This window comes from Burkholderia sp. KJ006, assembly GCF_000262695.1.
Classification (GTDB): domain Bacteria; phylum Pseudomonadota; class Gammaproteobacteria; order Burkholderiales; family Burkholderiaceae; genus Burkholderia; species Burkholderia vietnamiensis.
The window spans coordinates 377192-402692 of the sequence record NC_017920.1 but is presented as its reverse complement, the minus strand read 5'-3'; the positions used below and the strand labels follow the sequence as shown (position 1 = coordinate 402692).

Annotated in this window: 30 protein-coding genes and 1 tRNA gene; 15 read left to right on the top strand and 16 right to left on the bottom strand. The window is 60.7% G+C overall.

Going from position 1 to position 25501, the window contains the following annotated elements:
* Window positions 1-327: 327 nt before the first annotated feature.
* Together MYA_RS01895 and MYA_RS01890 are read left to right on the top strand one after the other, a co-directional pair.
* On the top strand, window positions 328-699 hold the full coding sequence (locus MYA_RS01895; protein WP_148278537.1) for a hypothetical protein: 372 nt from the start codon (window positions 328-330) through the stop codon (window positions 697-699).
* A 173-nt stretch (window positions 700-872) separates the two neighbouring features.
* Complete coding sequence (locus tag MYA_RS01890) at window positions 873-1688, top strand: hypothetical protein (RefSeq protein WP_014722330.1); 816 nt, start codon at window positions 873-875, stop codon at window positions 1686-1688.
* A 27-nt stretch (window positions 1689-1715) separates the two neighbouring features.
* On the opposite strand, the gene MYA_RS31675 is transcribed toward MYA_RS01890, so the two are convergent.
* Complete coding sequence (locus MYA_RS31675; protein ID WP_014722329.1) at window positions 1716-1856, bottom strand: hypothetical protein; 141 nt, start codon at window positions 1854-1856, stop codon at window positions 1716-1718.
* 82 nt (window positions 1857-1938) lie between these two features.
* Here MYA_RS31675 and MYA_RS30810 point away from each other — a divergent pair, with 82 nt between their 5' ends.
* Together MYA_RS30810 and MYA_RS30805 are read left to right on the top strand one after the other, a co-directional pair.
* Window positions 1939-2760, top strand: coding sequence for a hypothetical protein (locus tag MYA_RS30810; RefSeq protein ID WP_148278536.1), 822 nt, complete (start codon window positions 1939-1941; stop codon window positions 2758-2760).
* 126 nt (window positions 2761-2886) lie between these two features.
* Entirely contained in the window at window positions 2887-4449 is a 1563-nt protein-coding gene (locus MYA_RS30805) for a hypothetical protein (protein ID WP_148278535.1), read from the top strand.
* Between the two features lie 184 nt (window positions 4450-4633).
* Here MYA_RS30805 and MYA_RS01875 read toward each other — a convergent pair whose 3' ends face one another.
* Entirely contained in the window at window positions 4634-5209 is a 576-nt protein-coding gene (locus MYA_RS01875) for a recombinase family protein (protein WP_014722327.1), read from the bottom strand.
* A gap of 394 nt (window positions 5210-5603) precedes the next feature.
* Window positions 5604-6691, bottom strand: a protein-coding gene (locus MYA_RS01870; protein WP_085954460.1) for an IS3 family transposase whose coding sequence is annotated in 2 segments (ribosomal slippage) — window positions 5604-6430 and window positions 6430-6691 — 1089 coding nt in all. Because the reading frame shifts where the segments join, the coding sequence is not laid out codon by codon here.
* Window positions 6692-6835: 144 nt separating this feature from the next.
* On the opposite strand from MYA_RS01870, the gene MYA_RS30800 reads away from it, so the two are divergent.
* The 10 genes from MYA_RS30800 (at window position 6836) to MYA_RS01830 (ending at window position 14475) form a co-directional block, all read left to right on the top strand.
* Window positions 6836-8131, top strand: a complete 1296-nt coding sequence (locus tag MYA_RS30800; RefSeq protein WP_148278534.1) for a hypothetical protein — start codon at window positions 6836-6838, stop codon at window positions 8129-8131.
* A 209-nt stretch (window positions 8132-8340) separates the two neighbouring features.
* Window positions 8341-9135 carry a hypothetical protein gene (locus tag MYA_RS30795; protein WP_148278533.1) on the top strand — a complete coding sequence of 265 codons (795 nt, stop codon included), beginning with the start codon at window positions 8341-8343 and terminating at the stop codon, window positions 9133-9135.
* Between the two features lie 116 nt (window positions 9136-9251).
* The gene (locus MYA_RS29145) at window positions 9252-9470 is read left to right on the top strand and encodes a helix-turn-helix transcriptional regulator (RefSeq protein WP_083854874.1); all 219 of its coding nucleotides are present in this window, start codon (window positions 9252-9254) and stop codon (window positions 9468-9470) included.
* Window positions 9467-9769 (top strand): hypothetical protein, encoded by a 303-nt coding sequence (locus MYA_RS01855; protein WP_050991209.1) that lies wholly within the window; start codon window positions 9467-9469, stop codon window positions 9767-9769. The genes MYA_RS29145 and MYA_RS01855 overlap by 4 nt, the downstream gene beginning before the upstream one ends.
* Before the next feature lie 364 nt (window positions 9770-10133).
* Complete coding sequence (locus MYA_RS31875) at window positions 10134-10310, top strand: hypothetical protein (protein WP_009964272.1); 177 nt, start codon at window positions 10134-10136, stop codon at window positions 10308-10310.
* Complete coding sequence (locus tag MYA_RS01850) at window positions 10303-10605, top strand: hypothetical protein (RefSeq protein WP_014722322.1); 303 nt, start codon at window positions 10303-10305, stop codon at window positions 10603-10605. The genes MYA_RS31875 and MYA_RS01850 overlap by 8 nt, the downstream gene beginning before the upstream one ends.
* The gene (locus MYA_RS01845; protein WP_014722321.1) at window positions 10598-10810 is read left to right on the top strand and encodes a hypothetical protein; all 213 of its coding nucleotides are present in this window, start codon (window positions 10598-10600) and stop codon (window positions 10808-10810) included. Before MYA_RS01850 ends, MYA_RS01845 begins: the two co-directional genes overlap by 8 nt.
* Entirely contained in the window at window positions 10803-11150 is a 348-nt protein-coding gene (locus tag MYA_RS01840; RefSeq protein WP_014722320.1) for a hypothetical protein, read from the top strand. Before MYA_RS01845 ends, MYA_RS01840 begins: the two co-directional genes overlap by 8 nt.
* Window positions 11151-11159: 9 nt before the next feature.
* Window positions 11160-11486 carry a hypothetical protein gene (locus tag MYA_RS01835; protein ID WP_004556769.1) on the top strand — a complete coding sequence of 109 codons (327 nt, stop codon included), beginning with the start codon at window positions 11160-11162 and terminating at the stop codon, window positions 11484-11486.
* A gap of 127 nt (window positions 11487-11613) precedes the next feature.
* Window positions 11614-14475, top strand: a complete 2862-nt coding sequence (locus MYA_RS01830) for a DUF927 domain-containing protein (protein ID WP_014722319.1) — start codon at window positions 11614-11616, stop codon at window positions 14473-14475.
* A gap of 617 nt (window positions 14476-15092) precedes the next feature.
* Here MYA_RS01830 and MYA_RS01825 read toward each other — a convergent pair.
* From MYA_RS01825 to MYA_RS01790, 8 genes are all read right to left on the bottom strand, one after another.
* Window positions 15093-16310, bottom strand: a complete 1218-nt coding sequence (locus tag MYA_RS01825) for a tyrosine-type recombinase/integrase (RefSeq protein WP_014722318.1) — start codon at window positions 16308-16310, stop codon at window positions 15093-15095.
* Window positions 16311-16484: 174 nt separating this feature from the next.
* Window positions 16485-16560 (bottom strand) — tRNA-Thr (locus MYA_RS01820).
* Window positions 16561-16579: 19 nt separating this feature from the next.
* Window positions 16580-17086 carry a ClpXP protease specificity-enhancing factor gene (locus MYA_RS01815; RefSeq protein ID WP_014722317.1) on the bottom strand — a complete coding sequence of 169 codons (507 nt, stop codon included), beginning with the start codon at window positions 17084-17086 and terminating at the stop codon, window positions 16580-16582.
* A 71-nt stretch (window positions 17087-17157) separates the two neighbouring features.
* Window positions 17158-17769: a glutathione S-transferase N-terminal domain-containing protein gene (locus tag MYA_RS01810; protein WP_006400565.1), complete on the bottom strand. Its 612-nt coding sequence runs from the start codon at window positions 17767-17769 to the stop codon at window positions 17158-17160.
* Between the two features lie 94 nt (window positions 17770-17863).
* Complete coding sequence (locus MYA_RS01805) at window positions 17864-18622, bottom strand: cytochrome c1 (protein WP_014722316.1); 759 nt, start codon at window positions 18620-18622, stop codon at window positions 17864-17866.
* Window positions 18623-18643: 21 nt separating this feature from the next.
* The gene (locus MYA_RS01800) at window positions 18644-20026 is read right to left on the bottom strand and encodes a cytochrome b (protein WP_011883068.1); all 1383 of its coding nucleotides are present in this window, start codon (window positions 20024-20026) and stop codon (window positions 18644-18646) included.
* Complete coding sequence (gene petA, locus MYA_RS01795; protein WP_014722315.1) at window positions 20026-20646, bottom strand: ubiquinol-cytochrome c reductase iron-sulfur subunit; 621 nt, start codon at window positions 20644-20646, stop codon at window positions 20026-20028. The genes MYA_RS01800 and petA overlap by 1 nt, the downstream gene beginning before the upstream one ends.
* Window positions 20647-20865: 219 nt before the next feature.
* Window positions 20866-21612 (bottom strand): Nif3-like dinuclear metal center hexameric protein, encoded by a 747-nt coding sequence (locus MYA_RS01790; RefSeq protein ID WP_011883066.1) that lies wholly within the window; start codon window positions 21610-21612, stop codon window positions 20866-20868.
* A 21-nt stretch (window positions 21613-21633) separates the two neighbouring features.
* On the opposite strand from MYA_RS01790, the gene MYA_RS01785 reads away from it, so the two are divergent.
* On the top strand, window positions 21634-22842 hold the full coding sequence (locus MYA_RS01785; protein ID WP_011883065.1) for a Do family serine endopeptidase: 1209 nt from the start codon (window positions 21634-21636) through the stop codon (window positions 22840-22842).
* A gap of 145 nt (window positions 22843-22987) precedes the next feature.
* On the opposite strand, the gene tatC is transcribed toward MYA_RS01785, so the two are convergent.
* From tatC to MYA_RS01760, 5 genes are all read right to left on the bottom strand, one after another.
* Window positions 22988-23770 carry a twin-arginine translocase subunit TatC gene (gene tatC / locus MYA_RS01780; protein ID WP_011883064.1) on the bottom strand — a complete coding sequence of 261 codons (783 nt, stop codon included), beginning with the start codon at window positions 23768-23770 and terminating at the stop codon, window positions 22988-22990.
* Window positions 23771-23811: 41 nt separating this feature from the next.
* Window positions 23812-24345 (bottom strand): Sec-independent protein translocase protein TatB, encoded by a 534-nt coding sequence (gene tatB, locus MYA_RS01775; RefSeq protein WP_014722313.1) that lies wholly within the window; start codon window positions 24343-24345, stop codon window positions 23812-23814.
* A gap of 26 nt (window positions 24346-24371) precedes the next feature.
* Window positions 24372-24602 carry a Sec-independent protein translocase subunit TatA gene (gene tatA / locus MYA_RS01770; protein ID WP_006751795.1) on the bottom strand — a complete coding sequence of 77 codons (231 nt, stop codon included), beginning with the start codon at window positions 24600-24602 and terminating at the stop codon, window positions 24372-24374.
* Between the two features lie 94 nt (window positions 24603-24696).
* Entirely contained in the window at window positions 24697-25062 is a 366-nt protein-coding gene (locus tag MYA_RS01765) for a histidine triad nucleotide-binding protein (RefSeq protein WP_011546602.1), read from the bottom strand.
* A 28-nt stretch (window positions 25063-25090) separates the two neighbouring features.
* Entirely contained in the window at window positions 25091-25483 is a 393-nt protein-coding gene (locus tag MYA_RS01760; RefSeq protein ID WP_011883061.1) for a DUF4870 family protein, read from the bottom strand.
* Window positions 25484-25501: the final 18 nt, after the last annotated feature.

Below are 25501 nucleotides of genomic sequence, written 5' to 3'. Positions count from 1 at the left end.
GTCTCGATAGACGGCGCGGGACCCAGCGCGGCCTGTTGCTCATTTGGCACCGCGACAGTCGGAAGACGCCCGCTGACGTCTACAGAGGACGCACGAGGCGAGTCATGAATGTATGGAAAAGCGGTACGATGACATGCGCGATATCCGCACATCGTTGCTGTCTGTGGCAATTAGAACCAGCGCGTGACCGGACCGCTAGCGAGATGATCGCCACCGACGCGAGAAGCAGATGCGAAAGAAAAACGCTTCGCGACTCGTGCGGGGCACGGGCTTCCGTTGGCTCCGAACATTTTCCCGCCACGCCGGTAAATATAAATGAGGTTTAGCATGTCTGATGATGAGAAGCTGTTTATTGATAAAAAAGACCGTCAAATACTGCTCGTTTGGGATGATTCCCAAACCGTTTGCACCGCATATCATGATGAAAAAAAGGTCGGATGCTTTCGGTTTCGGGAGATCGACGACGAGCAGTCAAAAAAAATCCTCCTGCTGCTTACGCACTGTCATTTGGAAGATGAACCAGGCTTCACTGACTGCGGAATTGGCCGGGCGATTGTTGAGTTCGTCAAGGAATACGACTATGTGGTGCTAATGCGCCACCACGACGGGATCGAGCGAGACGACGGCTCGCACTTGACCGAATCGGCTCCCGGCTTTGCCAACGCGCTGGAAAAGAAAGGTCTTATCTGCCGTTATTGAGAGAGCTGATGATTGGCCGCTACACAAACGCGTTGACGCGCGTCAAAAACGCATCGAAACGGCGCGGGCAAGACCGTGCGGCCTGCGCAATCTCGGAAAATTCCCACTAACGCGCGCATGCAGCCGACACCCGCTGGGGTACGATATCGCTCACCAGATCATCCGGGCGGCACATGGGCGCGCAGCGAATCAAGTTTCAGCGGAACCGGGAGGCGAGAAAGCGCTTCGAGAAAATCGACGATAAGCGCGACGCCTACCTGATCATTCACTACTCGTGCGAATCGTTCTACGACATCAAGGACGGCCGCACGCCCCGGATCACCTCGATTGCGGTGCGCAACTTCGTGTCGGGACAGACGCACTCGTTCTCGATTCACAAATGCGCCGAGCAGAGCGGGGTCAGCGCGAACCAAATCCCCGAAAACTACGACCGGCTCGAACGCATGATGTTGGACGAGTATTTTGCCTTCCTGCGCTCGCAGGGCGGGTATAACTTCATCCACTGGAACATGCGCGACATCAATTACGGGTTCCAGGCGATCGAGCATCGTTACAAGGTGCTCAAGGGCGATCCCTTCGTGATCGACGATGCGCGCAAGTTCGACATGGCCAAGGAGCTGATCGCAATCTACGGGCCAAGTTACACACCGCACGGCGAGCACGGCCGGCTGTTCAGCCTCATGGCTCTCAACCGGATCACACCCAAGGACGCGATGAACGGCAAGGAGGAAGCGCTCGCGTTCGAAAACAACCAGTTCGTCGCGTTGCACCAGTCGACCCTGCGCAAGGTTGACGTCATGTCCAACGTGCTTGAACGCACGCTGGACGGGTCGCTGAAAACCAACGCGAAGTGGTGGCAGGCGAAGGGCGTCCACCCTGCCGTGCTGATCGAGCTGATCCGGGAGAACTGGTTCGCCAGCATCATCGGCTTCGGTATAGCGGGGTTTGGGCTGGCGTCCGCGATCAAGGATCTGTTTTTGTCGAAGTAACGCGCGACGCCGGTCGTTTTCCCGCGACTATGGCGCCGGAAACCCCGGGCCATCTTCTCCCTGACGGCTGCGCGCCTTGTCGTAAAACTGACGCGCGGCGCGTTCGAGCGTCAGCCCCTCGACTTCCGTGAGGCCCTCCGCCACGTGCGGGTAGTGGCTTCCCGTCATGACTTCGTCGTTGCACACGTCGTCCAGGGGCTTAGGGTCTCGGTCAGGGCGCGAATAACGTAGGGCAGGTGCAGTCCGCTCCATGCGTACGCCAGTCGGTCGTCGTAACGTAAGCTATCCCTCAACTGGAATGAGGGCGGCCTTGCGTCCGCTCAATTATTTGGCATCGGTGCCGATATACATAGACCTTGACTGCGCGACAGATAAGAACATGCTACTCGCAAAATTTGACGAAATAGAGAAAAACTCGACAAATATTGTTGAAATGGTTGGTACCGAAGCAGTTGAAGTCAGTCGGTACATATTTGCACGCTACCGCAAAGTTGACCCCGCTAAGGACAAGGTGTTCCAGTTTTTGTTCCGCTCCGCTTATAGAATTGACAATGCTGGGCTTACCGTCGAGTTTAAAAAAAAATTCTTCGAGATTTTCAGAGAAGCTAAAAATCAGGGATGCGCAGATATACGAGAGATTGTCCGAACTCTACAACCAATTCCAAATAAACGCGGGCATCCATCTCTACAGTTTTCGTTTGCTACGAAGTTGGCGAATACGGTCGACTCGACCATGCCCTTGTACGACGACTGGGTAGCAAAAACATTTTGCTTTCAAAAACCACGTAACCATTTAGATTTTGAATCTCGGCTTTCGCAGTATATGGCATTCTATAACGTTCTGCGAACGCTCTACGAAAAAATCATTGAGGAAGATTTGCTCGCGGGGCCACGGGAACATTTCAGGCGATTTTACGCTCCAGCCGCAACGAAAATTTCAGAGCAAAAAATTTTGGATTTTATCTTTTGGTCTGCCGGAAAGCTGAATTTTCACATACACGTAGAGGCGGCACCTGGCCAGATTTTTGATTTTACTTTCCCAGAATTTAAAAATATCCCTCGCCCAACTTAAGCCAAAGAATGAATAGCCACTGAAGATACTACGAGCGCTCGTTCCGACATGTGCACGATGAGGACTCAATTTTTCAGCCAGAAATTAGTCACCCATAAAGTGACATTTGCAATGGAGCATCGAATCGTGAATAAAATTGAATTTGATCCAGAATCTCATCGTAGTCGAGCACTCGCGAAGCTCAGAAGCGAACTAGAAAAGGATATTGCTCGTGCCGTCGAGGTGGCGAAGCTTTGCGGAATTTGGGAACTACTGAGGCTTTGCTATCTGCTGCGCCTAACAAGAATATCCATGGTTGTTCCGGATATTCGGCAGAATCTTGCCCATGCTGACGTCGCGGGCCTTCAGATGCGAGACGAAGCACTTAAGTACGCGATCGCATTGGTGGCTAAACATGGAGCTTGGAAGACCGATCCGTCCGCCATCAACTCCATGAAAGGATTCGAGAACAGTCGTGTCGAGCAACTGGAGCGCTTTGCTCGGCACATCAACGCAAAATTCGAGATGGAGGCGCTTCTCCACATTGCTGAACCGCGCTTGCAAGGCGAGCGAGACCAAGACTGTATTCTTGATCTGCATGCAGGATTAAAAGATCCTCAAAGAGCAATGCAGTTTTACTACGGCTTGCGGTTAGAAAAAACGACTCAAAGAAAGAAAGATAGCCACCTATCAACACAAGATCTAGTAAGACAATTGTGTAACCAGTACCTTGAGGTGATTGATCTTTTTAAATCGGAGACGGGAATCTCGATTGAAAATTATTGTGCAGGATTGCTGGGCATAGACGCAGCCCTTAAGGCGCGCGGCGAGGACGCGGAGAGCGCAATGGGTTTCTATCCAGATGGCAGAATTAATCCCGTTGACCGCAGAACCTTTGCGGCAATGGCGCGAACCATGTTCTTCACCGATGACGAACTGGAGGAGTCGGTCAATCCAGAATTCATTGGATACATGCACAGTCACCCCTTTGATAACGCCGCTGCGAGCGAATCAGAGTTGCGATTTCACTATTTGTCGCGGCGCCCGTTCCTGATGGGCAACGGATTTGCCGTACTCAGCCCGGATCTCGTCTTTGACAGTGTAATCAACAACACGCATTACACATTACTCGAAAGCGATGACTCAAAGGAGAAATACAAAAAGATGTCCGCCGCTCGATTTATTGATTTGATTGCGATTGCGGCGGAACGTGGTGGCTACGAGGAGATCGATCGCGACGTCTTTCTCAAAAAAGGCAAGCAAGAGCTTGGTGACATTGACTTAATGTTACACAACGAGCGGTCAGGGCATACTCTGCTAATTGAGGGGAAAAACCACGCCTTGCCGCTTGGGGTGTACTTTAGGACCCCAGAATCCATTGAGGAACACCTGCGCCAGACACGCGCTTGGGAAACGAAGGTCCAACGCCGGATCGATTACCTTAAGGGGGAGGCGCCGAGTTATCAGCTAACCGGACCTTGGGACTACGTGATCGTTACGCAAATGCCAGAACCGCTGTCACATCTCTCACACCTTCTCGTGCTCAGCCTCGATGAGTTCGAGCATTGGATAACACAGAGCCCGCGTCCAGATCACTTCCAAAGCTTCTATGACGAATTCTACAATCCCGAGCGGTCATCTATGTCCGCTTCAGAAGTGGATTTTCTTCGAGAAGAAGGCTTTTTTTTGGCAAGTCCCACAAATGATTAGCACGCTCTTCGCGAAAGAGATGGGGAAGCCCTCCGTCCTTCTCCATTTTATTGACCTGTGGTTGCGGGCGGCCGTTTTGCTGCTTTGCGACCGCTCACGTCTCAGGCCCCGGATGACCTGACACTGTCTGTTTGGTCCGCTGAGCCGGGCTCTAGCAGGGCGTGGGTTGAACGGCGCGCGCCGCTTAGACTGCGTCGCGTACCCGCATGATCGTCTGCCGGCTCGTGCCAAATCGCCGAGCAAGCGCGGCCACGCTTGCCCCCGCGTCCAACTCGCGCAGCACGTCCGCCCGCTGCTCGTCCGACAGCGCGGACGGCCGCCCCATCGCCTTGCCTTCCGCCTTCGCGCGAGCGATACCAGCGTGCGTGCGCTCAATCAACAGATCCCGCTCGAATTCGGCCACCGCGTTCAACACCTGCATCGTCATCCGGCCGGCCGCGCTCGTCAGATCTACTCCGCCCAGGGCGAGACAATGAACCCGGATACCGCGTTCGGCCAATCCCTCGACCGTGGCCCGCACGTCCATCGCATTGCGGCCGAGTCGGTCGAGCTTCGTCACGATCAACACGTCGCCTTCTTCCATCTTGACGAGCAACTGCGTGAACCCCGGCCGCTGATCGGCGCTTACGCTCCCCGAAATGCTTTCCGACACTACGCGGCGCTTGTCGACCGAGAAGCCGGCCGCCTCGATCTCTCGCAACTGGTTCGCGGTGGTCTGGTCGGACGTACTGACGCGGGCATAGGCAAAGGTTCGGGACATATCGGACACTCAATCTGTACGAAATAGATGTCCGAATGTAAGGCTATGTCCAAAACATTTCAACCCTTATTTACGGACAGGGCAAAATACCCCTGTCCGCAAGGGATCGGTTTCGTACATAGCGATTAGCCTCCGGCGAAGTTCCGCTCCAACAGCGTGTCGCCAAGCGCCGAACAAGCAGCGTCAGCCATCCTTGTGGGCGTCGATGCCGAGGCAGGTCGCCTGCTACCATTGCCAAGCGCTGCCTTTCCGTTCCGATAGGTGCGCTTCGGCAAACCAAGCACAACATCGCCCGGTACGTCACGCCAATACCGGCGTAAGCAAATTGCTCTACTGCTGTTGACGGGATATCTCCGGTAATCCCCCCGCTTTTAACGCGAGTCAGAAGTAGAGACTATGCCGCGGCCATGAGCCGCTGTTTCGGCGTCACGCCGCCAAGGCCCATGTTAGGGCGCTCGTGATTGTATTGCCACATCCACTCGGTTGCGAAGTGCTGCACGTGCGCGAGGTCGTCCCAGTAGTACTGCGATAGCCATTCATAGCGTACTGTCCGGTTGAATCGCTCCACGTAGGCGTTCTGCTGCGGCTTGCCAGGCTGGATGTAGTTCAATGAAATGCCCTGTCTGGTGGCCCACTGCGTGATCGCATCGCTCAAATACTCTGGACCGTTGTCGCAGCGTAACGCCATCGGTTTTCCCCGCCAGCCGATGATCTGCTCCAGTGACCGAATGACGCGCGCCGAGGGCAACGAGAAGTCGATCTCGATTCCCAATGCTTCTCGGTTGAAGTCGTCGATCACGTTGAACAGCCGGATACTGCGGCCGTCCTTCAACTGATCGTGCATGAAATCCATCGACCATACCGCATTCACCGACGCCGGCACGATCAGCGGCTCCGGCGCCTGCCGTACGAGCCGCTTGCGCGGCTTGATGCGCAGGTTCAACTCCAGTTCTCGATAAATCCGGTACACGCGCTTGTGGTTCCAGCCGAAGCCCTTCACGTTGCGCAGATACAGGAAACACAGCCCGAAGCCCCAGTTGCGATGATTGTCGGTCAGCCGTAGCAGCCAATCGGCAATCTGTTCGTTCTCCGCATTGCGCTGCCGCTCATAGCGGTAGCACGTTTGGCTTATGCCAAATGCCTCGCACGCAAGCCGGATCGACACACCCCGGCTCGCTACTGCTTCTCTGGCCATCTCGCGGCGGGTAGATGGCCTCAGTCTTTTTTTGCTAGCGCCTCCGCGACGATCTCCGCCTTGATCTTCTCTTCGACATACATCTTGCGCAGTCGCGCGTTCTCCGCTTCCAGCTCCTTCATCTTGGCCATCAGCGACACGTCCATCCCGCCGTACTTGCTGCGCCAGTTGTAGAAGGTCGCCGTGCTAACGCCCAACTCCCGACAAATCTCCGGCACCGCCACCCCAGCTTCCGCGCGCTTGAGCGCTTCCATGATCTGGCTATCCGTGAACTTCGACTTCTTCATCGCGTAGAACTCCCTTTGCTGGAAATTCTACTTCTGATCCCGCCTACTGAACGGGGGTATTACCCTCCCACCTGACCATCTTGCGACGGTGCATTAACATGACAAGTCGAAGTCATAGAAAACCACACTACGGGGGAAGGCGAAATGAACCAGGCGTTAGCGGCAATACAAGGGGAATTACAGAAGGTCATACTCCGCTTGATGGAAGTTGTTCCAAACGACGAACCATTTGGTAACGCTCATAACAATTGGAGCTTCCCCGGTCTCACTCGACCGGAACTGATTGAAGAAGCCCAGTCAATCATCGATCTTATCGAGGAGCGTGGCACGGACGAAATCGGAGACGCTCAGCCCCGTCTCCATGACTACGTTCGGCGACTGGCACATCTACATGGCCAGACCATCCCCAATTTGTGGGGCAACGCCGGTCAGGCGGTTTCTGCCTACATGCTCACTTTGGCGGGATTGCGGAGGCTCCTTGTGTCCGTACTGCCCTCGGATGGCGGGGCCGAGACGGCGATAAAGTTGCGAAAGCTGACAAGCCAAGTCCGGGGCATGGAAGCTCGACTTAACGGGCTAGAGCCTCGCACAGCTAGCCTCGCTTCGATGATAGAGCGCATAGAGCAAGCATACGATGCCGCGGACCAGCTTCCTACAGATCTGGAATCACTTTCTGAGGCTAGGCGAAAGCTTGCTGATTTAGTGCAAGAGGCAACAAAGGATCAGCTGCACCTCTTGGGGGTCCGTGAAAATGCGGACAAAGTGGACGAATCATTGCGCAAAAGTACTGAGAATGCAGAAGCCGTGCTCCAGCGCTGTGAAACCGCTTACTCGGCCGCAACAAGCGTCGGCCTAGCCGCTGCATTCAACGAACGGTCCGATACGCTGGCAACATCGATGTGGGTCTGGGTTGGGGGTCTCGTCGTCGCTCTCGGTTCGGGAAGTTATTTCGGATCTGAACGCCTTCGTGCCCTGTCTGAGCTGTTCAAACTGCCGAATCCCTCGACATCCGTCGTCATCCTGAATCTTCTGCTGTCGTTACTCTCAGTCGGTGCGCCAGTATGGTTTGCGTGGTTAGCAACCAAGCAGATCGGTCAGCGCTTTAGACTGGCAGAGGACTATGCTTTCAAGGCCTCGATTTCACGAGCGTATGAGGGTTTTCGCCGCGAAGCGGCTAGGTTTGACAAAGATATGGAGGCGCGACTTCTCGCCTCCGCACTTACTCGGCTCGATGAACTCCCGCTTCGGCTTGTCGAGACCGACACACACGGCAGTCCTTGGCATGAGCTTTTCTCGTCAGACGTTGTGAAACAAGCGATAAGGGCTGTCCCGGGATTCGGCGATCAGGTAAAAGATCTTGCTAGCAAAGCGATCAACGCAGTTACGTCAACGAAGGATAAATCGACATCTACTCCAACGCTCCCGGCCGTGAACGAATAGAAGTCGATATGCTGCCGAGCAATTCCGCAGCGCTTGAACGGAGCCAGGTTCGGACCGCATCTGCACACGGCAAGTTCGTGTTGGCCGGCTGATCTTGGCTCCATCAATGTACGTAAGGGTTGCAAGAAAATTTTAGTGCGTTGCCGTGAACTGATCACCTTGACAAACGTGTTTGGCGTCGTTGATCAAAGGCAGATGGAGGGTACTGATTGTTTGTCATTGAAGGTAAGCGACTTGGATCCCGCGAGGACCGTCGTCGCGTTCGTAGTTGGTTCCGCATCCCCGATTGGCGTGAACCGTCGGCGTACCCGCCGGCGTCGGCCAGTGGTGACAGATGGGCATGGGAATTTCTGCGCCGGAACGACGATTTTCTCTCGGAGCAGCACGATTTCTGTCAGCGGATTGCACGCATTCCACGCGAGCAGCGACTGCCGTCCCACCCCGAGTTTGTAAAACACGCGCAGTTCCTCGCGGACTGGGGTATCGATTATTGGTATCCACCCGCTTGGGTATGGGGGTGGCCTGTCAAGCTCGACCGTGACGGCCCCTACCAATTCGTGCACATGGATTTCGATGCGCCGTGCGGCTTTGTAACTGGTCCGGTGGACTCATCGCGCTATTTCGATCGACCAATGCGTGACACCCAGTATCGAGTAATCTTCGACGTTGCCATGCCGATCGCTCCGCAAATCGCACAGGTTAAGGCAATGCTTGAATCGAAGCAGGCTATGTTGCCGGTCGCGCGAAAAACCGTCAGGCCGCGATGGCACCTGTTTCCGCGCTATTTGCGCGCAATTGATGGGTACCGTGCGCTGACGGCTTTCGGATTGTCAGAATCTCAAGCCTTGAATGAATTGGCCGACCAGTTCATGTCTGAAAAACAGCACGTCGATGATATTGACTATGTTCAAGACGCTCGAAACGCGCTCGATGCCGCTCGCCGATATATCGAGCACGAATACCGCGTTCTACCTGTCATGAGAGGGCTGCCCGTGTCAAGTTAGCAATCGGTAAGCTATAAATACAGACACCGCGAATCTGACGTTCGCGCTTTCATTGAAATGGGGACACTGCGTTCGTGCCGTGCAGTTCCGCACGGTCCCATTTCAACGGAGCGCATATGGAAATAGAGACCCCCTCTCATCCCCCCATCACGAATCGAGTGGTTCGCCTGCGTCCGCTTACCGAGCGTATCGGTTTGAGCAAAAGCGAAATCTATCGACGGATACAAGCAGGAACGTTTCCCCGTCCGATCGCTCTTGGCGTGCGGGCCGTTGGCTGGCTCGAACAGGACGTCGAATTGTGGCTCACCACGCGCGCAAAGCGAGGTGAGGTATGAGCACGGTCGATCCAACTAATGTTGCGAGACGAACTGCGGCCGGCCTGGAGACTGCGCGTATTGCGCAGAAAACCGCCGAGGTCGAGCACTACTCTTCGTTAGTTGCCCATCAGCGCGAACGGTACGTGGCGGCATACGAACGCTGCGACGACATGGTTCGCAGGGACGCCGCTAGGGGCATGGTAGCCGCGGCCGTCGTTTTCGAAAGCGACGGCAAGCACATTCCTACTCGGCTGAAGAAGGCCGCAGAGGTCATCAAGATCGCGGTGTTTCTGCTCGATCCGAAGGCGCCAGCGTAATGGTCGGCCAAAGTCACTTGGCGAATGCCGACTGTCCCGAACGCCTGCGAAGTTGGTCTGCCGGCGGTGGTGCACCCCTCCCACAATTTGCACATCGATACGGCACGCAGTATCCTGTGTCTGCCGCTGACACAGCAGCGGCCGGGCGTGGAACCCCGAATCCAAAGGCGGACAACCGCCGCACTGGCGGTATTTTTTCGTCCGCACGCCTTCGCGCGCCTTCTTCTATGGGTGGGCCTTGGCGGGGACGGCTTCGGCCGTGCCGGTTTCCTTTGGTCCGGTGTTCCAACCCCGTCATGTGCCCGCCCACCCCGATTGGAACCGGGGAGCGGGTTGTAGCCAAACCCAAAGGAGGTCGCAACCAATGCGCCAGCCCTCGCACGCCCGTACCGGGCAGCAATCCCACCTCATTCAATCCATCGTCCGCGCAGCACTGCGCGACGCAGCAACCGCCAGCACGTATCAGGACGCGCTCGATGCAACCGGCGCGGCACTGGCCGCGATCGCGGCGCTCGTCCGTGCGGAGGTGCGTCATGGCTGAGCTGCGCTGCAAGATTGGCGACCTGGCGATCGTCACGAAGTGCGATGCTCGCTCGCGTATCGGCATGCTGGTCGAGGTGGCATCGGCTCGCCCGACGCCCGATCACGATTGGCGCGTGCGGATCTTGGGCGGCCCCGTCTCGGGGCGTAGCGTCTGCGGTCGCCGGTCTGGCGACTTCATGCACGCAGCCGTCCACGACTGGAACCTCACGCCGATTCGCGGCGAAGCGGAGCTGGATTGCACGATCGATGTCGGGCAACTCCTCGCATCGATTCTGGAGGTGCGCCATGGCTAAATACCGCCTGCCGAACGAAGTCACGATGATCGCCATGTGTGCGGCCCATCAGTTCGCCCAACTCGAAGCCCTGTTCGATGCGGTCCGTTCGCATCTTGCTGAGGGCACCTACGAGCGCGCGCTCGTCGACATGGGGCAAAGCGTTGCGAGCCGCTATTCGGCCGAAATGCGCCGTACTGCGCAGCCGGAGGTGTGCCATGACTGACCAGCGCATCCGAACCGCGGTTATCAATGGCTTTGACAACGCACCGCCACTCGATACCGGCGCTCCGATCGAGCTGCAATTCGCCGTCGACCTGGGCGCGATCTGCGCCGACGCATGGCTCGACCTGAAAGGCGACGTGCGGCTGCACGACTACGCGGCGCATCAAGCCGCTGCGTTCGCGCGCGGCATGGAAGCGGCCATGCAGGACGCGGGCGACGTCGACGCGCACCGCGTGACGATCAGCCGCCAAGCGTTCGCGGCCGGCCTGATGGGGCGCGTGCAACAGCACCTGTTCGCCGCGCTCGGCCTCGTCACGCGCGAACCGCGCACGACGCACTGAGGGGCGGTCATGGCAAAGACGAACAAGAATGCCGTGCAACCGCTCGCGTCGCACTTCGTGGCCGAGGTGAACCGCCCCGATCGCAACCGCATCGGTACGCGGATCAGTGACGCCATGGAGCTGCTGGACAGCCTGCATTGGGCGGCCGACAAAGCCATGTCTGATGACGACTACTGGCTTGTGCTGAGCCTGTTCCGGGCGTCCCTGCCGTCGATCGGCGCAGCGCTGGAGGCGGCCAACGACGCACTCGGCGAGTCGCGGCTCGGCCGATACGTCTACAGCAACGACGTCACGGCAGGCGGTGCGGTTCTGTCGGTGCCTCGCGCGGCCGGCTGACGCTGCGCCGCTAGGCATCGTCGCATCATTCAATTCTTCGCGCGTCGGGTAGCTGCTTGCCCGATATGGACTACTAATCGGAAGTCAGCCGACGCGCGTCCAGTGGGAACCTATGAGTAACGCACCCATGTCCGAATTCGAGCGGGCGAGAGTCGCGCTCGGCTATGTTCCGCCCGACGACCGCGACACGTGGAGTCAGGTGGGAATGGCGCTCAAGGCCGAGTTTGGCGAGGAGGGCTTCGCCCTCTGGAACGAATGGAGCCAAGGCGCGCAGAACTACAACGGCAAGGACGCGCGCGATGTGTGGAAGTCGTTCAAGGGCGGCAAGATCACCATCAACACGCTGTTTCACCTCGCCAAGGCCGGCGGCTTCGATCCACGTGCGCATCGGGCGAAGCCGGTCGATCCAGCGGAGCGCGAGCGGCAGAAAGCCGAGCGCGCGGCCCGCGAAGCGGCCGAGCTGGCCGAACTGACCGAGAAACAGCAAGGCGCGTCGGCGCTCGCTGAATCCATCTGGTCGGCGGCCGAGCCGGCGTCGGCCGATCACCCGTACCTCGTTCGCAAGCGCATCCCGGTCGACGCGCTGCGCGTCTATCGCGGCGGCTTGTGTATCGGCACGGCCGCATGCGACGGCGCCCTCGTCATCCCGGCGCGTGACGCGGACGGCAAGCTGTGGACGCTGGAGTTCGTCCTGACGGACGGGCAGAAACGCTATCTGCCGAACGGCCGCAAGGCGGGCTGCTTCTCGTTGATCGGCGGCCCGCTATCTTCCGCGCCGTCCACGCTGCTGATTGGCGAGGGTTACGCCACGTGCGCGACGCTCGCGGCCGCGACCGGCTATCCGGCCGCCGTCGCGTTCGACGCAGGCAACCTGCACGCGGTGGCGACGGCGCTGCGCGGCCAGTATCCGGACGCCCGCATTGTCGTGTGCGCCGATGACGATCACACGACGAAGGGCAATCCGGGCGTGACGAAGGCCCGCGCGGCGGCCGAGGCCGTCGCCGGCATCGTCGCGGTGCCCGACTTCGGTTCGAACCGTCCGGCGAACGGGACGGACTTCAACGACCTGGCTGCGCACCTCGGCCCGGATGCGGTGGCCGCTGCCGTGCGCGCTGCGCTCGCGCCGGCCGGCTCGGCGGATGCCGGCAAGGCCAAGGCTGCTCCAGCCGCCGCGAAGCCCGCCAAGCGCCCGAAAACGGCCCGCGCGCAGGACGGCAAGTCGCGGTTCGTCGTCGACGACAAGGGCGTGTGGTTTCACGGCTTCAACAATCAGGGCGACCCGCTCCCGCCGCATTGGGTCAGCACGCGTATCGACGTGATTGCGGAGACGCGCAACGAGATGAACAGCGAGTGGGGCTACCTGCTCGAATTCACCGATCGTGACGGCATCCTGAAACGGTGGGCGGTGCCGGCCGGCCTCTTTGCCGGCGACGGCACGGAGCTGCGCCGCATGCTGCTCGATATGGGCGTAAAGCTTGGCGTGACGCAGATCGCCCGCACGCAGATCGCGAACTATGTGCAGATGGCGCAGCCGGACGAGCGCGTGCGCTGCGTGCCGCGCGTCGGCTGGCATCACGGCGCGTTCGTGCTGCCCGATCGCGTGATCGGCACCGGCAAAGAGGCGCTGATCTATCAGGCCGATACGCCGATCCAGAGCCAGTTCAAGGAGCGCGGCACCCTCGATGACTGGCAACGCGAGGTTGCAGCCTACTGCGTCGGCAATAGCCGGCTGCTGTTCTGCGTCGCTACCGCCTTCGCTGGTCCGCTGCTGCACTTCTCCGGGCTTCAGTCGGGTGGCTTCCATCTGCTCGGCACGACGTCCAAGGGCAAGTCGACAGGAGGCGTCATCGCCGCGTCCGTGTTCGGCTCGCCGGACTATGTGCGCAGCTGGAAGGCGACCGACAACGCGCTCGAAGCCGTCGCCACGCAGCATAGCGACGCGCTGCTGATTCTCGACGAAATCGGACAGGTCGAGCCGCGCTTGGTCGGCGATGTGATCTACATGCTCGCGAACGAGTCGGGCAAGGCTCGCGCGTCGCGTAGCGGCTCGGCAAAGCCGGTTCTCACGTGGCGACTGCTGTTCCTGTCGAACGGCGAAAAGAGCGTGTCCGCGTTGATGGCCGAGGGCAACAAGCCGATGAAAGGCGGTATCGAGGTGCGCTTGCCCGCGATCCCGGCCGAGGTCGGCGAAATGGGCGTCGTGGAGAAGCTGCATGGCTTCCCGACGCCGGCCGCACTGATCGAGCATCTAGAGCGGCACGCCGGCATGCACTACGGCACGGCCGGCCCCGCGTTCATCGAGTGGGCGTCGTCGCAGGCCGGCGAGCTGACCGAGCATCTGCGCATACGCGTCGACGAGCTGGTCGGGCAATGGGTGCCGGACGGTTCGCATTCGCAGGTCGCGCGCGTCGCCAAGCGGTTCTGCCTCGTTGCGGTGGCCGGCGAGCTGGCGACGGCGCACGGGCTGACCGGCTGGCCGCAGGGCGAAGCAGTCGAGGCCGCGCGTCGCTGCTTCGAAGGCTGGCTCGAACTGCGCGGCGGCACCGGCAACTCGGACGAGGCGGAAGCCGTGCGGCAGGTACAACATTTCCTCGCCGCACACGGCGACAACCGTTTTGTGTGGATGAACCGTGCGCAGGACGACCATCGGCCGAACGTGCCGCATCGAGCGGGCTTCAAGCAGCACGTGAAGCGCGACGAGCGGCGCACGCCCATCGCCTCCGATCGCGACTATTACGCCGAGTTCGGCGGCAAGATGAGCGCCGACGATGCGGAAAGCGTCGAGACGGAGTATCTGATCGAAGCGGCCGTATTCCGCAAGGACGTGTGCGCCGGCTTCGATCACAAGATCGTCGCCAAGGCACTGATGAAGCGCGGCGTGCTGATGCCGCGCAGCGACGGCTATCCGTACCGGCAGGAGTACATCCCCGGTCACGGCAAGTTCATGGTCTATCGCGTGCTGCCGTCCATCTTCACGCTCGAGCTGTGAAAAGCACCGCCGCCGTCCGGGAGGGCGGTGGCGGGCATTCTTTTGCGCGGCATTTTTGGCCCGTGCGTCAAAGTTACTTTGAGCGATCCGCTCCAGATGGAACCGGGCCGGCGGCTGCCGCGAATCTTGCCGCCTCCGTAACAATCCAGCCCGATTTATCTCCAGTATCTCCAGCGTTCTCCAAATCGTTTGGAGACACGTGAAGCCTTACCCCATAAGGCTTTGCGGCCGATTCAGACGTTTATCTCCAAATCTCCAACTCGTTTTGCACTGAGCGGACAGGCGTCGACCGTCTGCGTCGACCGCGAAGCTAGACGGGGCGCGGCTCTCCGGGATTTGACGGGTATCAGAGGCGTGTTTTCGAGGGGGGGTGTCCGCGACGCGCACCGATCCGGCATTGTTGCGCCCGTCGCAAGTGTCGGGGTGGCCGGAAAGCGGGGGACCCTGCGTCTAGGGCAAAGACGCGGGGGCTCACACCCGCGTGTTTTTCCTACTCCCGGCCCACCTAAGGGGGGTCATATTCATACCGAAATGCAGGGAGCCGGCAGTACGATGCCAACTCTGAGAAATCGGTGGGAGGTGCGCAGCAAGGGGGTCATACGTGTGACGGCACGGGTCTATCTTGCCACCGCGATCGGGATGATCTTCGCCCCACCCTGTTTGTCGAGATAGTCCGCCCACCACTGCATCATGCGATGGCGCTCGGACAGATACTCGGCGTGGTTGTATGCTGCCCGCACGCCGTCCTGCTCCGAGTGGGCGAGCTGGCGCTCGATCCAGTCGGAATTGAAGCCCTTCTCATTCAAGATCGTTGACGCGAGCCCCCGGAACCCATGCCCGGTCATGCGGCTGCGATAGCCCATACGGTATAGAGCGTACAGAATGGTGTTCTCGCTCATCTGCTGCAACGGCCTACGGCTGTTCGGGAACAGCCAGCGACGGTGGCCCGTCAGTGCGCGCAGCTCGGCAAGCAGCGCGATCGTCTGCTCGGCGAGCGGCACGATATGCACACGACGCATCTTCATCTTCTCGGCCGGAATGCGCCACTCTCGGCGCTCCAGGTCAATCTCAGTCCACTCCGCCTGCCGCAGCTCGATAGTGCGAACGAAGGTCAATGCCAAGAATCGCAGAGCGAGCCGAGTCTCCGGTTCTCCCTCGTAGGCAGCGATCGAGCGAAGCAGCTCCGGTAGCTCGCTTTCGCCGACTCGCGCCATATGCTTGACGGGCACCGCCTTCAATGCGCCTCGCAGGTCCGGCGACGGATCTCGCTCGGCACGGCTCGTTGCAACCGCATAGCGAAAGACTTGGCCGCATGTCTGCAACGTCTTGCGCGCCGTCTCGAACGCCTCTCGACCTTCGATTCGTCGAATGACCGCGAGCAAATCCGGTGCCCCGATCGAAGAAATCGGACGCTGGCCGATCAGGGGAAACACCTCGCGATCGAGCTGTTTCTTGACTCGGTTCGCGTGCGAACCGCTCCATGTCGCTTGCTGCGCCTCGTACCACTCCAGCGCGACGGCCTCGAAGGTGTTCTGTGCGGCAATGGCGCGAGTCTGCTTCTCGACGTCACGCTCGAACGCAGGGTTCTTCCCTTCCGCTAACAGCCGCTTCGCTTCGTCACGCCTCGACCGAGCATCAGCGAGTGACGTCGCGGGATAGTCGCCGAACGTCAGCAGGTTTTCTTTGCCATTGAACCGGTATTTCAGCCGCCATTTCTTCGAACCACTGGAGCGCAGATCGAGATACAGGCCGCCGCCGTCGAAAAGTTTGTTTCCCCCGGCCTCATCGAATCTAGCGTTGCGGCACTTGGCGTCGGTAAGAGGTTTGGTTTTCATTGTTCGTCGGGGGTACGGCATACCCCCAAATCCCGGAAGTCATACCCCGAATCTTACCCCCAAATTTTGGGGATGCCCCGGCCTCTCACGGGACGTCCTGAAACAAAAAACCCGCGTCAGCGCTAGGCTGGACGCGGGTTTTGGGACTTCCGGGTACTACTTGAAACTAGTGTTTGGTGCCGGCTGCAGGACTCGAACCCGCCACCTGATGATTACAAATCAACTGCTCTACCAGATGAGCTAAGCCGGCGTAAGCCCGCGATTCTACCTCATTTCACGATCTTGAGGCGAGGTCTGCTACCGCCTTTCGAGCCGTCGCCGTCGGTGTTCGGCGGCTCGTCGGCGCCTTCGGACGGCTCCTCGTTCGCCCCGCTTTCAGCGACCGGCGTCAACGGCGACGCAGCATCGTCGCTCGGCATGCCCTCGTCTTCGGCCACGCCCGAATCCTCGCCCTCACCCGCCACCGCATCGACCTGGAACGCCATCCCCTGCCCGTTTTCCCGCGCATAGATCGCGAGCACGTTGGCCACCGGAATCTCGATCTTGTGCGCCTTCCCGGAAAACCGGGCGGTGAACTCGATCCACTCGTTACCCATCTGCAACTGGCTCGTGGCCTCGAAGCTGATGTTGAGCACGATCTCGCCGTCACGCACGAACTGGCGCGGCACGCGCGTCGACTGGTCGACCCTCACCGCGATATGCGGCGTGTATCCGTTATCGGTGCACCACTCGTAAAGCGCGCGCAACAGATAAGGCTTCGTTGAAATCTCTTGCATCACAATCCTCGAACCCGGAGCGGGCACGCGGCACGCCGCGCCGCCCGCTCCGTCATGCACTCATTGCACCATCAGCGACGCATGACCTTTTCGGACGGCGTCAGTGCTTCGATATACGCGGGACGGCTGAAGATCCGCTCGGCATACTTCATCAGCGGCGCAGCGTTCTTCGACAGCTCGATGCCGTAGTGATCCAGACGCCACAGCAGCGGCGCGATCGCGACGTCGAGCATCGAGAACTCCTCGCCGAGCATGTACTTGTTCTTCACGAAGATCGGCGCAAGCTGCGTCAGGCGATCGCGGATCGCAAGACGCGCCTTCTCGTGATTCTTCTCCGCTGCCTTGCCCTTCTCGTTCTCGAGCGTGCTGACGTGAACGAACAGCTCCTTCTCGAAGTTCAGCAGGAACAGGCGCGCGCGTGCGCGCTGCACCGGGTCGGCCGGCATCAGTTGCGGATGCGGGAAGCGCTCGTCGATGTATTCGTTGATGATGTTCGATTCGTACAGGATCAGATCGCGCTCGACCAGAATCGGCACCTGACCGTACGGGTTCATCACCGAGATGTCTTCCGGCTTGTTGAACAGGTCGACGTCACGAATTTCGAAGTCCATGCCCTTCTCGAACAGCACCAGCCGGCAACGCTGGGAGAACGGGCAAGTTGTGCCGGAATACAGAACCATCATATTTGCGTTTCCTCAAAAAAGCCGAGGGCCGGCACGCGGCGCAACCCCTTTCACGGGTTCCGCCTTGCGCCGGCCCCACGCCGGTCAGGCGTGTTTACTTGATATCTTTCCAATACGCGGCATTGAGCCGCCAGGCCAGGAAAGTCAGGACGCCGAGAAAGATCAGCACCCACACGCCGAGGCGTTTGCGGGTCTGCTGAGCCGGCTCGGACATCCACGTCATATACGCCACCAGGTCGGCCACCGCAGCATCATAATCCGGCGACGACAGTGTCCCCGGTGTGACTTGCTGGAAGCCGACGAGCGTATGGACCTTCTCGCCCGTCTCCTCGTTCGTCTTGTCTTCGAATTTGGCAGTGCGCTGCCCCTGCAGCTGCCACAACACATGGGGCATGCCGACGTTCTCGAACACCGCGTTGTTCCAGCCGGTCGGCCGCGTATCGTCGCGGTAGAAACTGCGCAGATACGTATACAGCCAGTCGCGGCCGCGCGCCCGCTCCTCGACAGACAGGTCGGGCGGCATGGTGCCGAGCCAGTTCTTCGCGTCTTCGGGCCGCATCGCGACGGACATCGTGTTCCCGACCTTGTCGGTCGTGAACAGGAGATTCTTTTCGATCTCCTTCTGGGATATGCCCAGATCCGTCAGACGGTTGTAGCGCATCAGGTTCGCGCTGTGGCAGTTCAGGCAATAGTTTACAAACAATTGCGCGCCGTGCTGAAGCGAAACGAGATTTTCCGTGTTATCGGGCGCCCGGTCGAGCGGAAAATTACCTTCCGCGCGCGCGGCCGGCGCCGCAAGCAGCGCCACGGCCGTCGCACCGATCAGCGCGAGCGTCGAAAGCAGTTTCTTCATGTCGTTCTCTCCTCGCTCACGTTAATGGGGCTTGAAGCGCACCCGTTCCGGCGGCTGCTTGAACGTGCCAAGCGGCGTCCAGACCGGCATGCCGAGGAAGAACGCGAAGTAGATCAGCGCGCAGCCCTGCGCAATCAGCGTCGCGGCCGGCGACGGCGGCCGCGTGCCGAGGAACGCAAGCGTCAGGAACGCCGCGACGAAGATCCCGAGGAACACCTTGTGGAACAGCGGCCGGTAGCGGATCGACTTCACCGGGCTGCGGTCGAGCCACGGCAGGAAGAACAGCGTGATCACCGCCGAACCCATCACGACGACGCCCCAGAATTTCGATTCGGTCAGGAACATGAACACGACGATCGCCGCGGCCAGCACCGGCAGGCCGAGCTTCCACTTGCCGCGCGCGCGCACCAGCGCGAGCACGCCGAGCAGCGCGATCACGATCATCAGCACGATCTTGAACGGGTCGGTGGTCGCGCGCAGCATCGCGTAGAACGCGGTGAAGTACCAGACCGGCGCGATCTCCGGCGGCGTCTGCAGCGGGTTCGCGGGGACGAAGTTGTTCGACTCCAGGAAGTAGCCGCCCATCTCCGGCGCGAAGAACACGATCAGCGCGAACACCATCAGGAACACGCAGACGCCGAAGAAATCGTGCACCGAGTAATACGGATGGAACGGGATGCCGTCGAGCGGAATGCCGTTTTCGTCCTTCTTCGCCTTGATCTCGATGCCGTCCGGGTTGTTGGAACCCACCTCGTGCAGCGCGACGAGGTGCGCGACGACGAGGCCCACCAGCACGAGCGGAATCGCAATCACGTGAAATGCGAAGAAGCGGTTCAGCGTGACGTCGGACACCACATAATCGCCGCGGATCCACAGCGACAGGTCCGGGCCGACGAACGGGATCGCCGAGAACAGGTTCACGATCACCTGCGCGCCCCAGAACGACATCTGGCCCCACGGCAGCAGATAGCCGAAGAACGCCTCGGCCATCAGGCACAGGAAGATCGCGCAGCCGAAGATCCACACGAGCTCGCGCGGCTTGCGATACGACCCGTACATCAGCCCGCGGAACATGTGCAGGTACACGACGACGAAGAACATCGACGCGCCGGTCGAGTGCATGTAGCGGATCAGCCAGCCCCACGGCACTTCACGCATGATGTACTCGACCGACGCGAACGCCAGCATCGAGTCGGGCTTGTAGTTCATCGTCAGGAAGATGCCCGTGACGATCTGGTTGACGAGCACCAGCAGCGCGAGCGAGCCGAAGAAGTACCAGAAGTTGAAGTTCTTCGGCGCGTAGTACTCGGAAACGTGCTTCTTCCAGGTGGACGTGAGCGGGAAGCGCTGGTCGATCCAGCCGGTGACACCTGTCGTGGACACTTCGTTGTTGTCGGCAGCCATCACGCTTCTCCTTTCTCGTCCTTGCCGATCACGAGGGTCGTCGCCGACGTGAACATATAGGGCGGGATGTCGAGATTCTGAGGCGCCGGCTTGTTCTTGAACACGCGGCCGGCGAGGTCGTAGGTCGAACCGTGACACGGGCAGAGGAAGCCGCCCGGCCAGTCGTCCGGCAGGTTCGGCTGCGGACCGGGCGTGAAGCGTTGGCTTGGCGTGCAGCCGAGGTGCGTACACACGGCCATCACGACGAGAATGTTCTTGCGATCGGCCCGCGCGCGATACTCGTTCGCACAATACGCGGGCAGCGGCATCGAATAGGGGGATTTCGAGGTCGGGTCGGCCACTTCCTTGTCGGCCTTGACGACGTCGGCCAGCATGTCGTCGGTGCGGTTCAGGATCCACACCGGCTTGCCGCGCCACGGCACGGTGACCATCTCGCCGCTCTTCAGGTTGCTGATGTCGACCTCGACCGGCGCGCCGGCCGCTTTCGCTTTCGCGGACGGCGCAAGCGACGCCGCGAAAGGTATGACGGTGGCTACGCCTCCCACGCCACCTGCTACGGATGTCGCAATCAGCCAGGTACGGCGGCCGCTGTCGACGCGTTTGTCTTCCTTGTCTCGCATCACACGCCCCACTTCTGAGTTGGATTTTCCGTCACGACTTTGCATTCCGCCGCTAGTGTGCGCGAATGGAGTCGCCATTTACAAGGCCCGGAGACGAAAATCCCTTCGAAGTAATTGATAGTTAAGGGTTTTCCCCCACTATTGGAGCAATTAAATCATTTCACTTTTAAGCGCCTGCTTCATTGTGAAAATTCGATGCACCGCCGCAAAATCCGCGATTCAAACCGGATTATGAATATCGATAAAAAGGTGCTCGATATCGAATTCCTCCGACAAGTGGCGGCCCAGCGCCTGGACGCCGTAGCGCTCGGTCGCATGGTGCCCCGCCGCAACGAACGCGACGCCGCTCTCGGCGGCCGCGTGCGTGGTCGATTCCGACACCTCGCCGGTCAGGAACACGTCGGCGCCCGCGTCGATCGCCGCGTCGAAATAGCTCTGCGCGCCGCCGGTGCACCACGCGACACGGCGCACCTGCATGTCGGAATCGCCGAGCACGAGCGGCGTGCGTCCGAGCGTGTTCTCGACCTTCGCGACGAAGTGCTCGAGCGTGACGGGCATCGGCAGCGTGGCCATCCAGCCGAGCTCGCCGTCGCCGAAACGCTGGTCGCCGATCAGCCCGAGCTTCTCGCCGAGCTGCGCGTTGTTGCCGAACAGCGGGTGCGCGTCGAGCGGCAGGTGGAACGCGAACAGGTTCAGGTCGTTCGCGAGCAGCAGCTTCAGCCGCCGGTACTTGCGGCCGGTGATCTGCGGCGCCTCGTTGCGCCAGAAGTAGCCGTGATGGACCAGCACGGCGTCGGCGCCCCATTCGAGCGCGGCTTCGAGCAAGGCGACCGAGGCCGTCACGCCGGTGGCGATCTTCTCGATCTTGCGCCGCCCCTCGACCTGGAGGCCGTTCGGGCAATAGTCCTTGAAGCGCGCGGTTTCAAGGGTATTGTTCAAGTACAATTCAAGTTCGATCCGATCCATATAAACCTCTAATCTATTCAGATGCTTAGACGCTTCTGGCTGTTCTTCGCGCAGGCGGTCACCGTACTGCTCGCGCTGATGTTCATCGTCGTGACGCTCAAGCCGCAATGGCTGCAACGGCAAGGACAGCTCGGCAAGCAGCTCGCCACGCCGATCGTCGCGCTGCGGGAAGTTGCGCCGGGCATCGGCGGCGGGCCGGCGACCACGTCGTACGCGGAAGCCGCGCAAAAGGCGATGCCCGCCGTCGTCAACGTGTTCTCCAGCAAGGACGGCTCGTTGCCGCCCGATCCGCGCGCGAAGGATCCGCTGTTCCGCTATTTCTTCGGCGATCGCAACAACGCCCGCAAGCAGCAGGACGAACCGGCCGCCAACCTCGGCTCCGGCGTTATCGTGAGCCCGGAAGGTTACATTCTAACGAACCAGCACGTCGTAGATGGTGCCGACCAGATCGAAGTCGCGCTCGCCGACGGCCGCACGGCCACCGCGAAGGTGATCGGCAGCGATCCGGAAACCGATCTCGCCGTGCTGAAGATCAACATGACGGACCTGCCGACCATCACGCTCGGCCGTTCGGACCGCTCGCGCGTCGGCGACGTCGTGCTGGCGATCGGCAACCCGTTCGGCGTCGGCCAGACGGTCACGATGGGCATCATCAGCGCGCTCGGCCGCAATCACCTCGGCATCAACACGTTCGAAAACTTCATCCAGACCGACGCGCCGATCAACCCCGGCAACTCGGGCGGCGCGCTCGTCGACGTGAACGGCAACCTGCTCGGCATCAACACGGCGATCTACTCGCGCTCGGGCGGCTCGCTCGGCATCGGCTTCGCGATCCCGGTGTCGACGGCCCGCACGGTGCTCGAAAGCATCATCACGACCGGCTCGGTCACGCGCGGCTGGATCGGCGTCGAGCCGCAGGACGTCACGCCGGAGATCGCCGAATCGTTCGGGCTCCAGCAAAAGTCGGGCGCGATCGTCGCGGGCGTACTGCAGGGCGGCCCGGCCGACAAGGCCGGCATCAAGCCGGGCGACATCCTGGTCAGCGTGAACGGCGACGACATCACCGACACGACCAAGCTGCTGAATACCGTCGCGCAGATCAAGCCCGGCACGGCGACCAAGGTGCACGTGGTGCGCAAGGGCAAGGAGTTCGACGTGAACGTCGTGATCGGCAAGCGCCCGCCGCCGCCGAAGCAGACCGTCGACGAGCAGGACAGCGACAGCGAATGAATGCGCGCAGGCCGGTCGCAGCCGGCGGCCCGCAGCAGCGGTAAACGACGAAGGGCAGCCATTGGCTGCCCTTTTTGCTTTGTATCGACGTGGATTCGTCGTCCTGAAACCGCATTCGGCGGGCGCTTGGCGCCCGCGCCGCGGCTCAGGTAGCCGTACCGTTTTCCGCTTCCGGTTCCTCGCCGGGCTTCGGCACGAAGAAGCGCGCCGCCAGCAGCCCGATCTCGAACAGCACGACGAGCGGCAGCGCGAGCATCAGCTGCGAGAACACGTCCGGCGGCGTGACGACCGCCGAGACGACGAAGGCGCCGACGATCACGTACGGCCGCATTTCCTTCAGCTTCTGCAGCGACAGCACGCCCATCCGCACGAGCAGCACGACGACGATCGGCACCTCGAACGTGACGCCGAACGCGATGAACATCCCGAGCACGAAGCTCAGATAGTTGTCGATATCGGTCGACATCTCGGCGCCGAGCGGCGCGTTGTAGTGCGCCATCACGCGGAAGATGGTAGGGAACACGAGGAAGTACGCGAACGCCATCCCGCACAGGAACAGCACGTAGCTGCTGCCGACGAGCGGCACGACGAGCTTCTTCTCGTGCTGGTACAGGCCCGGCGCGACGAACGCCCAGATCTGGTACAGCACGATCGGCAGCGCGATCACGAGCGCGACGAGCATCGTGACCTTCATCGGCACGAAGAACGAGCCGGTGACGTCGGTGACGATCATCCTGCCGCCCTTCGGCAGGTTCTCCATCAGCGGCCGCGCGAGCAGCCGGAAGATGTCGGGCGCCCAGTACACGAGCCCGAGGAACACGACGATCACGGCCAGCCCCGCGCGAATGATGCGATCGCGAAGCTCGACGAGATGGGAAATGAAGGTTTCTTCCGGGGCGTCGCCCGGATTCTGCTGCGGGTCGCTCACGCCGGCCCTCGGTAGGATTGACGAGCGAGCATGCGCTCGGCTCAGAAGAAACGCGTCGGCCGGCGCAGGCTGGCCGGCTGATGGCGCGCGACTCGCGCGGCGCCCGACTGCACGTGAGTGCGGCGGGCCGTCGCGCGCTTGTACCAGACCGGCGTGCTCGCCTGCTTCACACGCCAGTTGCGGCGCTTGCGCGCCAGCGCGATCGTGCTGGCGCGCCACGACGACGGCGCGGCGGGCGAATCGGTGCCCGCCGTGCCGGCATCGACCGAGCCTTCATGAAGGCCGCCGACCGCGGAATTCCACGTGTCGTTCAGCTCCTTCTCATGCTCGCGCAGGTTGTCGTGAATGGTCGTCTCGACATTGCGCGCGGCCGCCTCGAAATCGGTCTTCATCGTCCGCAGCGCGTCGAGTTCGATTTCGCGCGAGACCTCGGCCTTCACGTCGTTGATGTACCGCTGCGCGCGGCCGAACAGCGCGCCCGCCGTGCGTGCGACGCGCGGCAGGCGCTCGGGGCCGAGCACCACGAGTGCGACGACGCCGATCAGCGCCATCTTCGAAAGACCGAGATCCAGCATCGCGAATGCCTGTCAGCGTGCCGGCGTTACGCCTTGTTCGAGTCGGAACGCGTCGTTTCCTTCGCGTTGACGTCGACCGTGCCCGTGCGCGGCAGTTGCTGCGCGTCGGCCGGCGTTTCGCCTTCCTTCATGCCGTCCTTGAAACCCTTCACGGCGCTACCGAGGTCGTTGCCGATATTGCGCAGCTTCTTGGTACCGAAAACCAGCGCGACGATCAGCAGCACGATCAGCCAGTGCCAAATGCTCAATCCACCCATGATCAAACCTCTCCTCAACCACGCCGCGTCGCGGCACAAATCGCCGGCGGCGCGCCGGCTTCGACTATCGATGCGGGGAAAACGCCCCGCGACGTCAACCCATCCGCTGCCACGGGCGCGGGCCGGCCAGAATGTGCGCGTGCAGGTGGTAGACCTCCTGCCCGCCGCCCGGGCCCGTATTGATCACCGTGCGAAACCCCGTCTCGCCGCCCGTGTACGCGACGCCCAGCTGATCGGCCAGACGCGCGACCAGCAGCATCAGCCGGCCGAGCATCGGCGCATCGGCTTCGCTCGCCGCCGACAGCGTCGGCAGGTGTCGGCGCGGAATCACCAGCACGTGTGTGTCGGCTGCCGGGCGGATGTCGCGGAACGCGACGAATTCGTCGTCCTCGTGCACTTTCGTGCTCGGGATCTCGCCCGCCGCGATCTTGCAGAACAGGCAATTCGGATCGTGACTCATGTTGCTCCTGCGAAACGCCCGCGCACCGTCAGAGCCAGGCCTGCGGATCGAGCGTCTTGTTGTCGTTCAGGTACAGCCAACCTTTGATGATACGGTACAGCGTCCAGATCCACGTGACAAACATGACGGCAAACCCCACCACGACAAACATCAGCGCGAAGCCGATCACGTACGCGATGAGCGCGCGCCAGAACGTGCGGATCTGCCACTCGAAGTGATCGGCGTACGGCGTGCCGGCCACGTCGTCGCGCTTCACGTAGTTGATGATGATCGCGATGATGCCGGTCACGCCGCCGGTCAGCCAATGAAACGCATAGAGGCCGTACAGCACGTGCGTCAACGTGCGCAGGCCGTTCAGGCGCTCGGCTTGCGCTGCGTCCGGCACCGACGGTGTCGGAAACTGGCTCGGCGTATCGGTCATGATGCTACCCCCGTCAGA

What these genes read in the sequence shown, in the direction of transcription:
- MYA_RS01895 (WP_148278537.1), top strand. Translation starts at nt 328, where the DNA reads ATGTCTGATGATGAGAAGCTGTTTATTGATAAAAAAGACCGTCAAATA.
- MYA_RS01890 (WP_014722330.1), top strand. Translation starts at nt 873, where the DNA reads ATGGGCGCGCAGCGAATCAAGTTTCAGCGGAACCGGGAGGCGAGAAAG.
- MYA_RS31675 (WP_014722329.1), bottom strand. Translation starts at nt 1,856, where the DNA reads ATGACGGGAAGCCACTACCCGCACGTGGCGGAGGGCCTCACGGAAGTC.
- MYA_RS30810 (WP_148278536.1), top strand. Translation starts at nt 1,939, where the DNA reads ATGCGTACGCCAGTCGGTCGTCGTAACGTAAGCTATCCCTCAACTGGA.
- MYA_RS01875 (WP_014722327.1), bottom strand. Translation starts at nt 5,209, where the DNA reads ATGTCCCGAACCTTTGCCTATGCCCGCGTCAGTACGTCCGACCAGACC.
- MYA_RS30800 (WP_148278534.1), top strand. Translation starts at nt 6,836, where the DNA reads ATGAACCAGGCGTTAGCGGCAATACAAGGGGAATTACAGAAGGTCATA.
- MYA_RS29145 (WP_083854874.1), top strand. Translation starts at nt 9,252, where the DNA reads ATGGAAATAGAGACCCCCTCTCATCCCCCCATCACGAATCGAGTGGTT.
- MYA_RS01855 (WP_050991209.1), top strand. Translation starts at nt 9,467, where the DNA reads ATGAGCACGGTCGATCCAACTAATGTTGCGAGACGAACTGCGGCCGGC.
- MYA_RS31875 (WP_009964272.1), top strand. Translation starts at nt 10,134, where the DNA reads ATGCGCCAGCCCTCGCACGCCCGTACCGGGCAGCAATCCCACCTCATT.
- MYA_RS01850 (WP_014722322.1), top strand. Translation starts at nt 10,303, where the DNA reads ATGGCTGAGCTGCGCTGCAAGATTGGCGACCTGGCGATCGTCACGAAG.
- MYA_RS01845 (WP_014722321.1), top strand. Translation starts at nt 10,598, where the DNA reads ATGGCTAAATACCGCCTGCCGAACGAAGTCACGATGATCGCCATGTGT.
- MYA_RS01840 (WP_014722320.1), top strand. Translation starts at nt 10,803, where the DNA reads ATGACTGACCAGCGCATCCGAACCGCGGTTATCAATGGCTTTGACAAC.
- MYA_RS01835 (WP_004556769.1), top strand. Translation starts at nt 11,160, where the DNA reads ATGGCAAAGACGAACAAGAATGCCGTGCAACCGCTCGCGTCGCACTTC.
- MYA_RS01830 (WP_014722319.1), top strand. Translation starts at nt 11,614, where the DNA reads ATGTCCGAATTCGAGCGGGCGAGAGTCGCGCTCGGCTATGTTCCGCCC.
- MYA_RS01825 (WP_014722318.1), bottom strand. Translation starts at nt 16,310, where the DNA reads ATGAAAACCAAACCTCTTACCGACGCCAAGTGCCGCAACGCTAGATTC.
- MYA_RS01815 (WP_014722317.1), bottom strand. Translation starts at nt 17,086, where the DNA reads ATGCAAGAGATTTCAACGAAGCCTTATCTGTTGCGCGCGCTTTACGAG.
- MYA_RS01810 (WP_006400565.1), bottom strand. Translation starts at nt 17,769, where the DNA reads ATGATGGTTCTGTATTCCGGCACAACTTGCCCGTTCTCCCAGCGTTGC.
- MYA_RS01805 (WP_014722316.1), bottom strand. Translation starts at nt 18,622, where the DNA reads ATGAAGAAACTGCTTTCGACGCTCGCGCTGATCGGTGCGACGGCCGTG.
- MYA_RS01800 (WP_011883068.1), bottom strand. Translation starts at nt 20,026, where the DNA reads ATGGCTGCCGACAACAACGAAGTGTCCACGACAGGTGTCACCGGCTGG.
- petA (WP_014722315.1), bottom strand. Translation starts at nt 20,646, where the DNA reads ATGCGAGACAAGGAAGACAAACGCGTCGACAGCGGCCGCCGTACCTGG.
- MYA_RS01790 (WP_011883066.1), bottom strand. Translation starts at nt 21,612, where the DNA reads ATGGATCGGATCGAACTTGAATTGTACTTGAACAATACCCTTGAAACC.
- MYA_RS01785 (WP_011883065.1), top strand. Translation starts at nt 21,634, where the DNA reads ATGCTTAGACGCTTCTGGCTGTTCTTCGCGCAGGCGGTCACCGTACTG.
- tatB (WP_014722313.1), bottom strand. Translation starts at nt 24,345, where the DNA reads ATGCTGGATCTCGGTCTTTCGAAGATGGCGCTGATCGGCGTCGTCGCA.
- tatA (WP_006751795.1), bottom strand. Translation starts at nt 24,602, where the DNA reads ATGGGTGGATTGAGCATTTGGCACTGGCTGATCGTGCTGCTGATCGTC.
- MYA_RS01765 (WP_011546602.1), bottom strand. Translation starts at nt 25,062, where the DNA reads ATGAGTCACGATCCGAATTGCCTGTTCTGCAAGATCGCGGCGGGCGAG.
- MYA_RS01760 (WP_011883061.1), bottom strand. Translation starts at nt 25,483, where the DNA reads ATGACCGATACGCCGAGCCAGTTTCCGACACCGTCGGTGCCGGACGCA.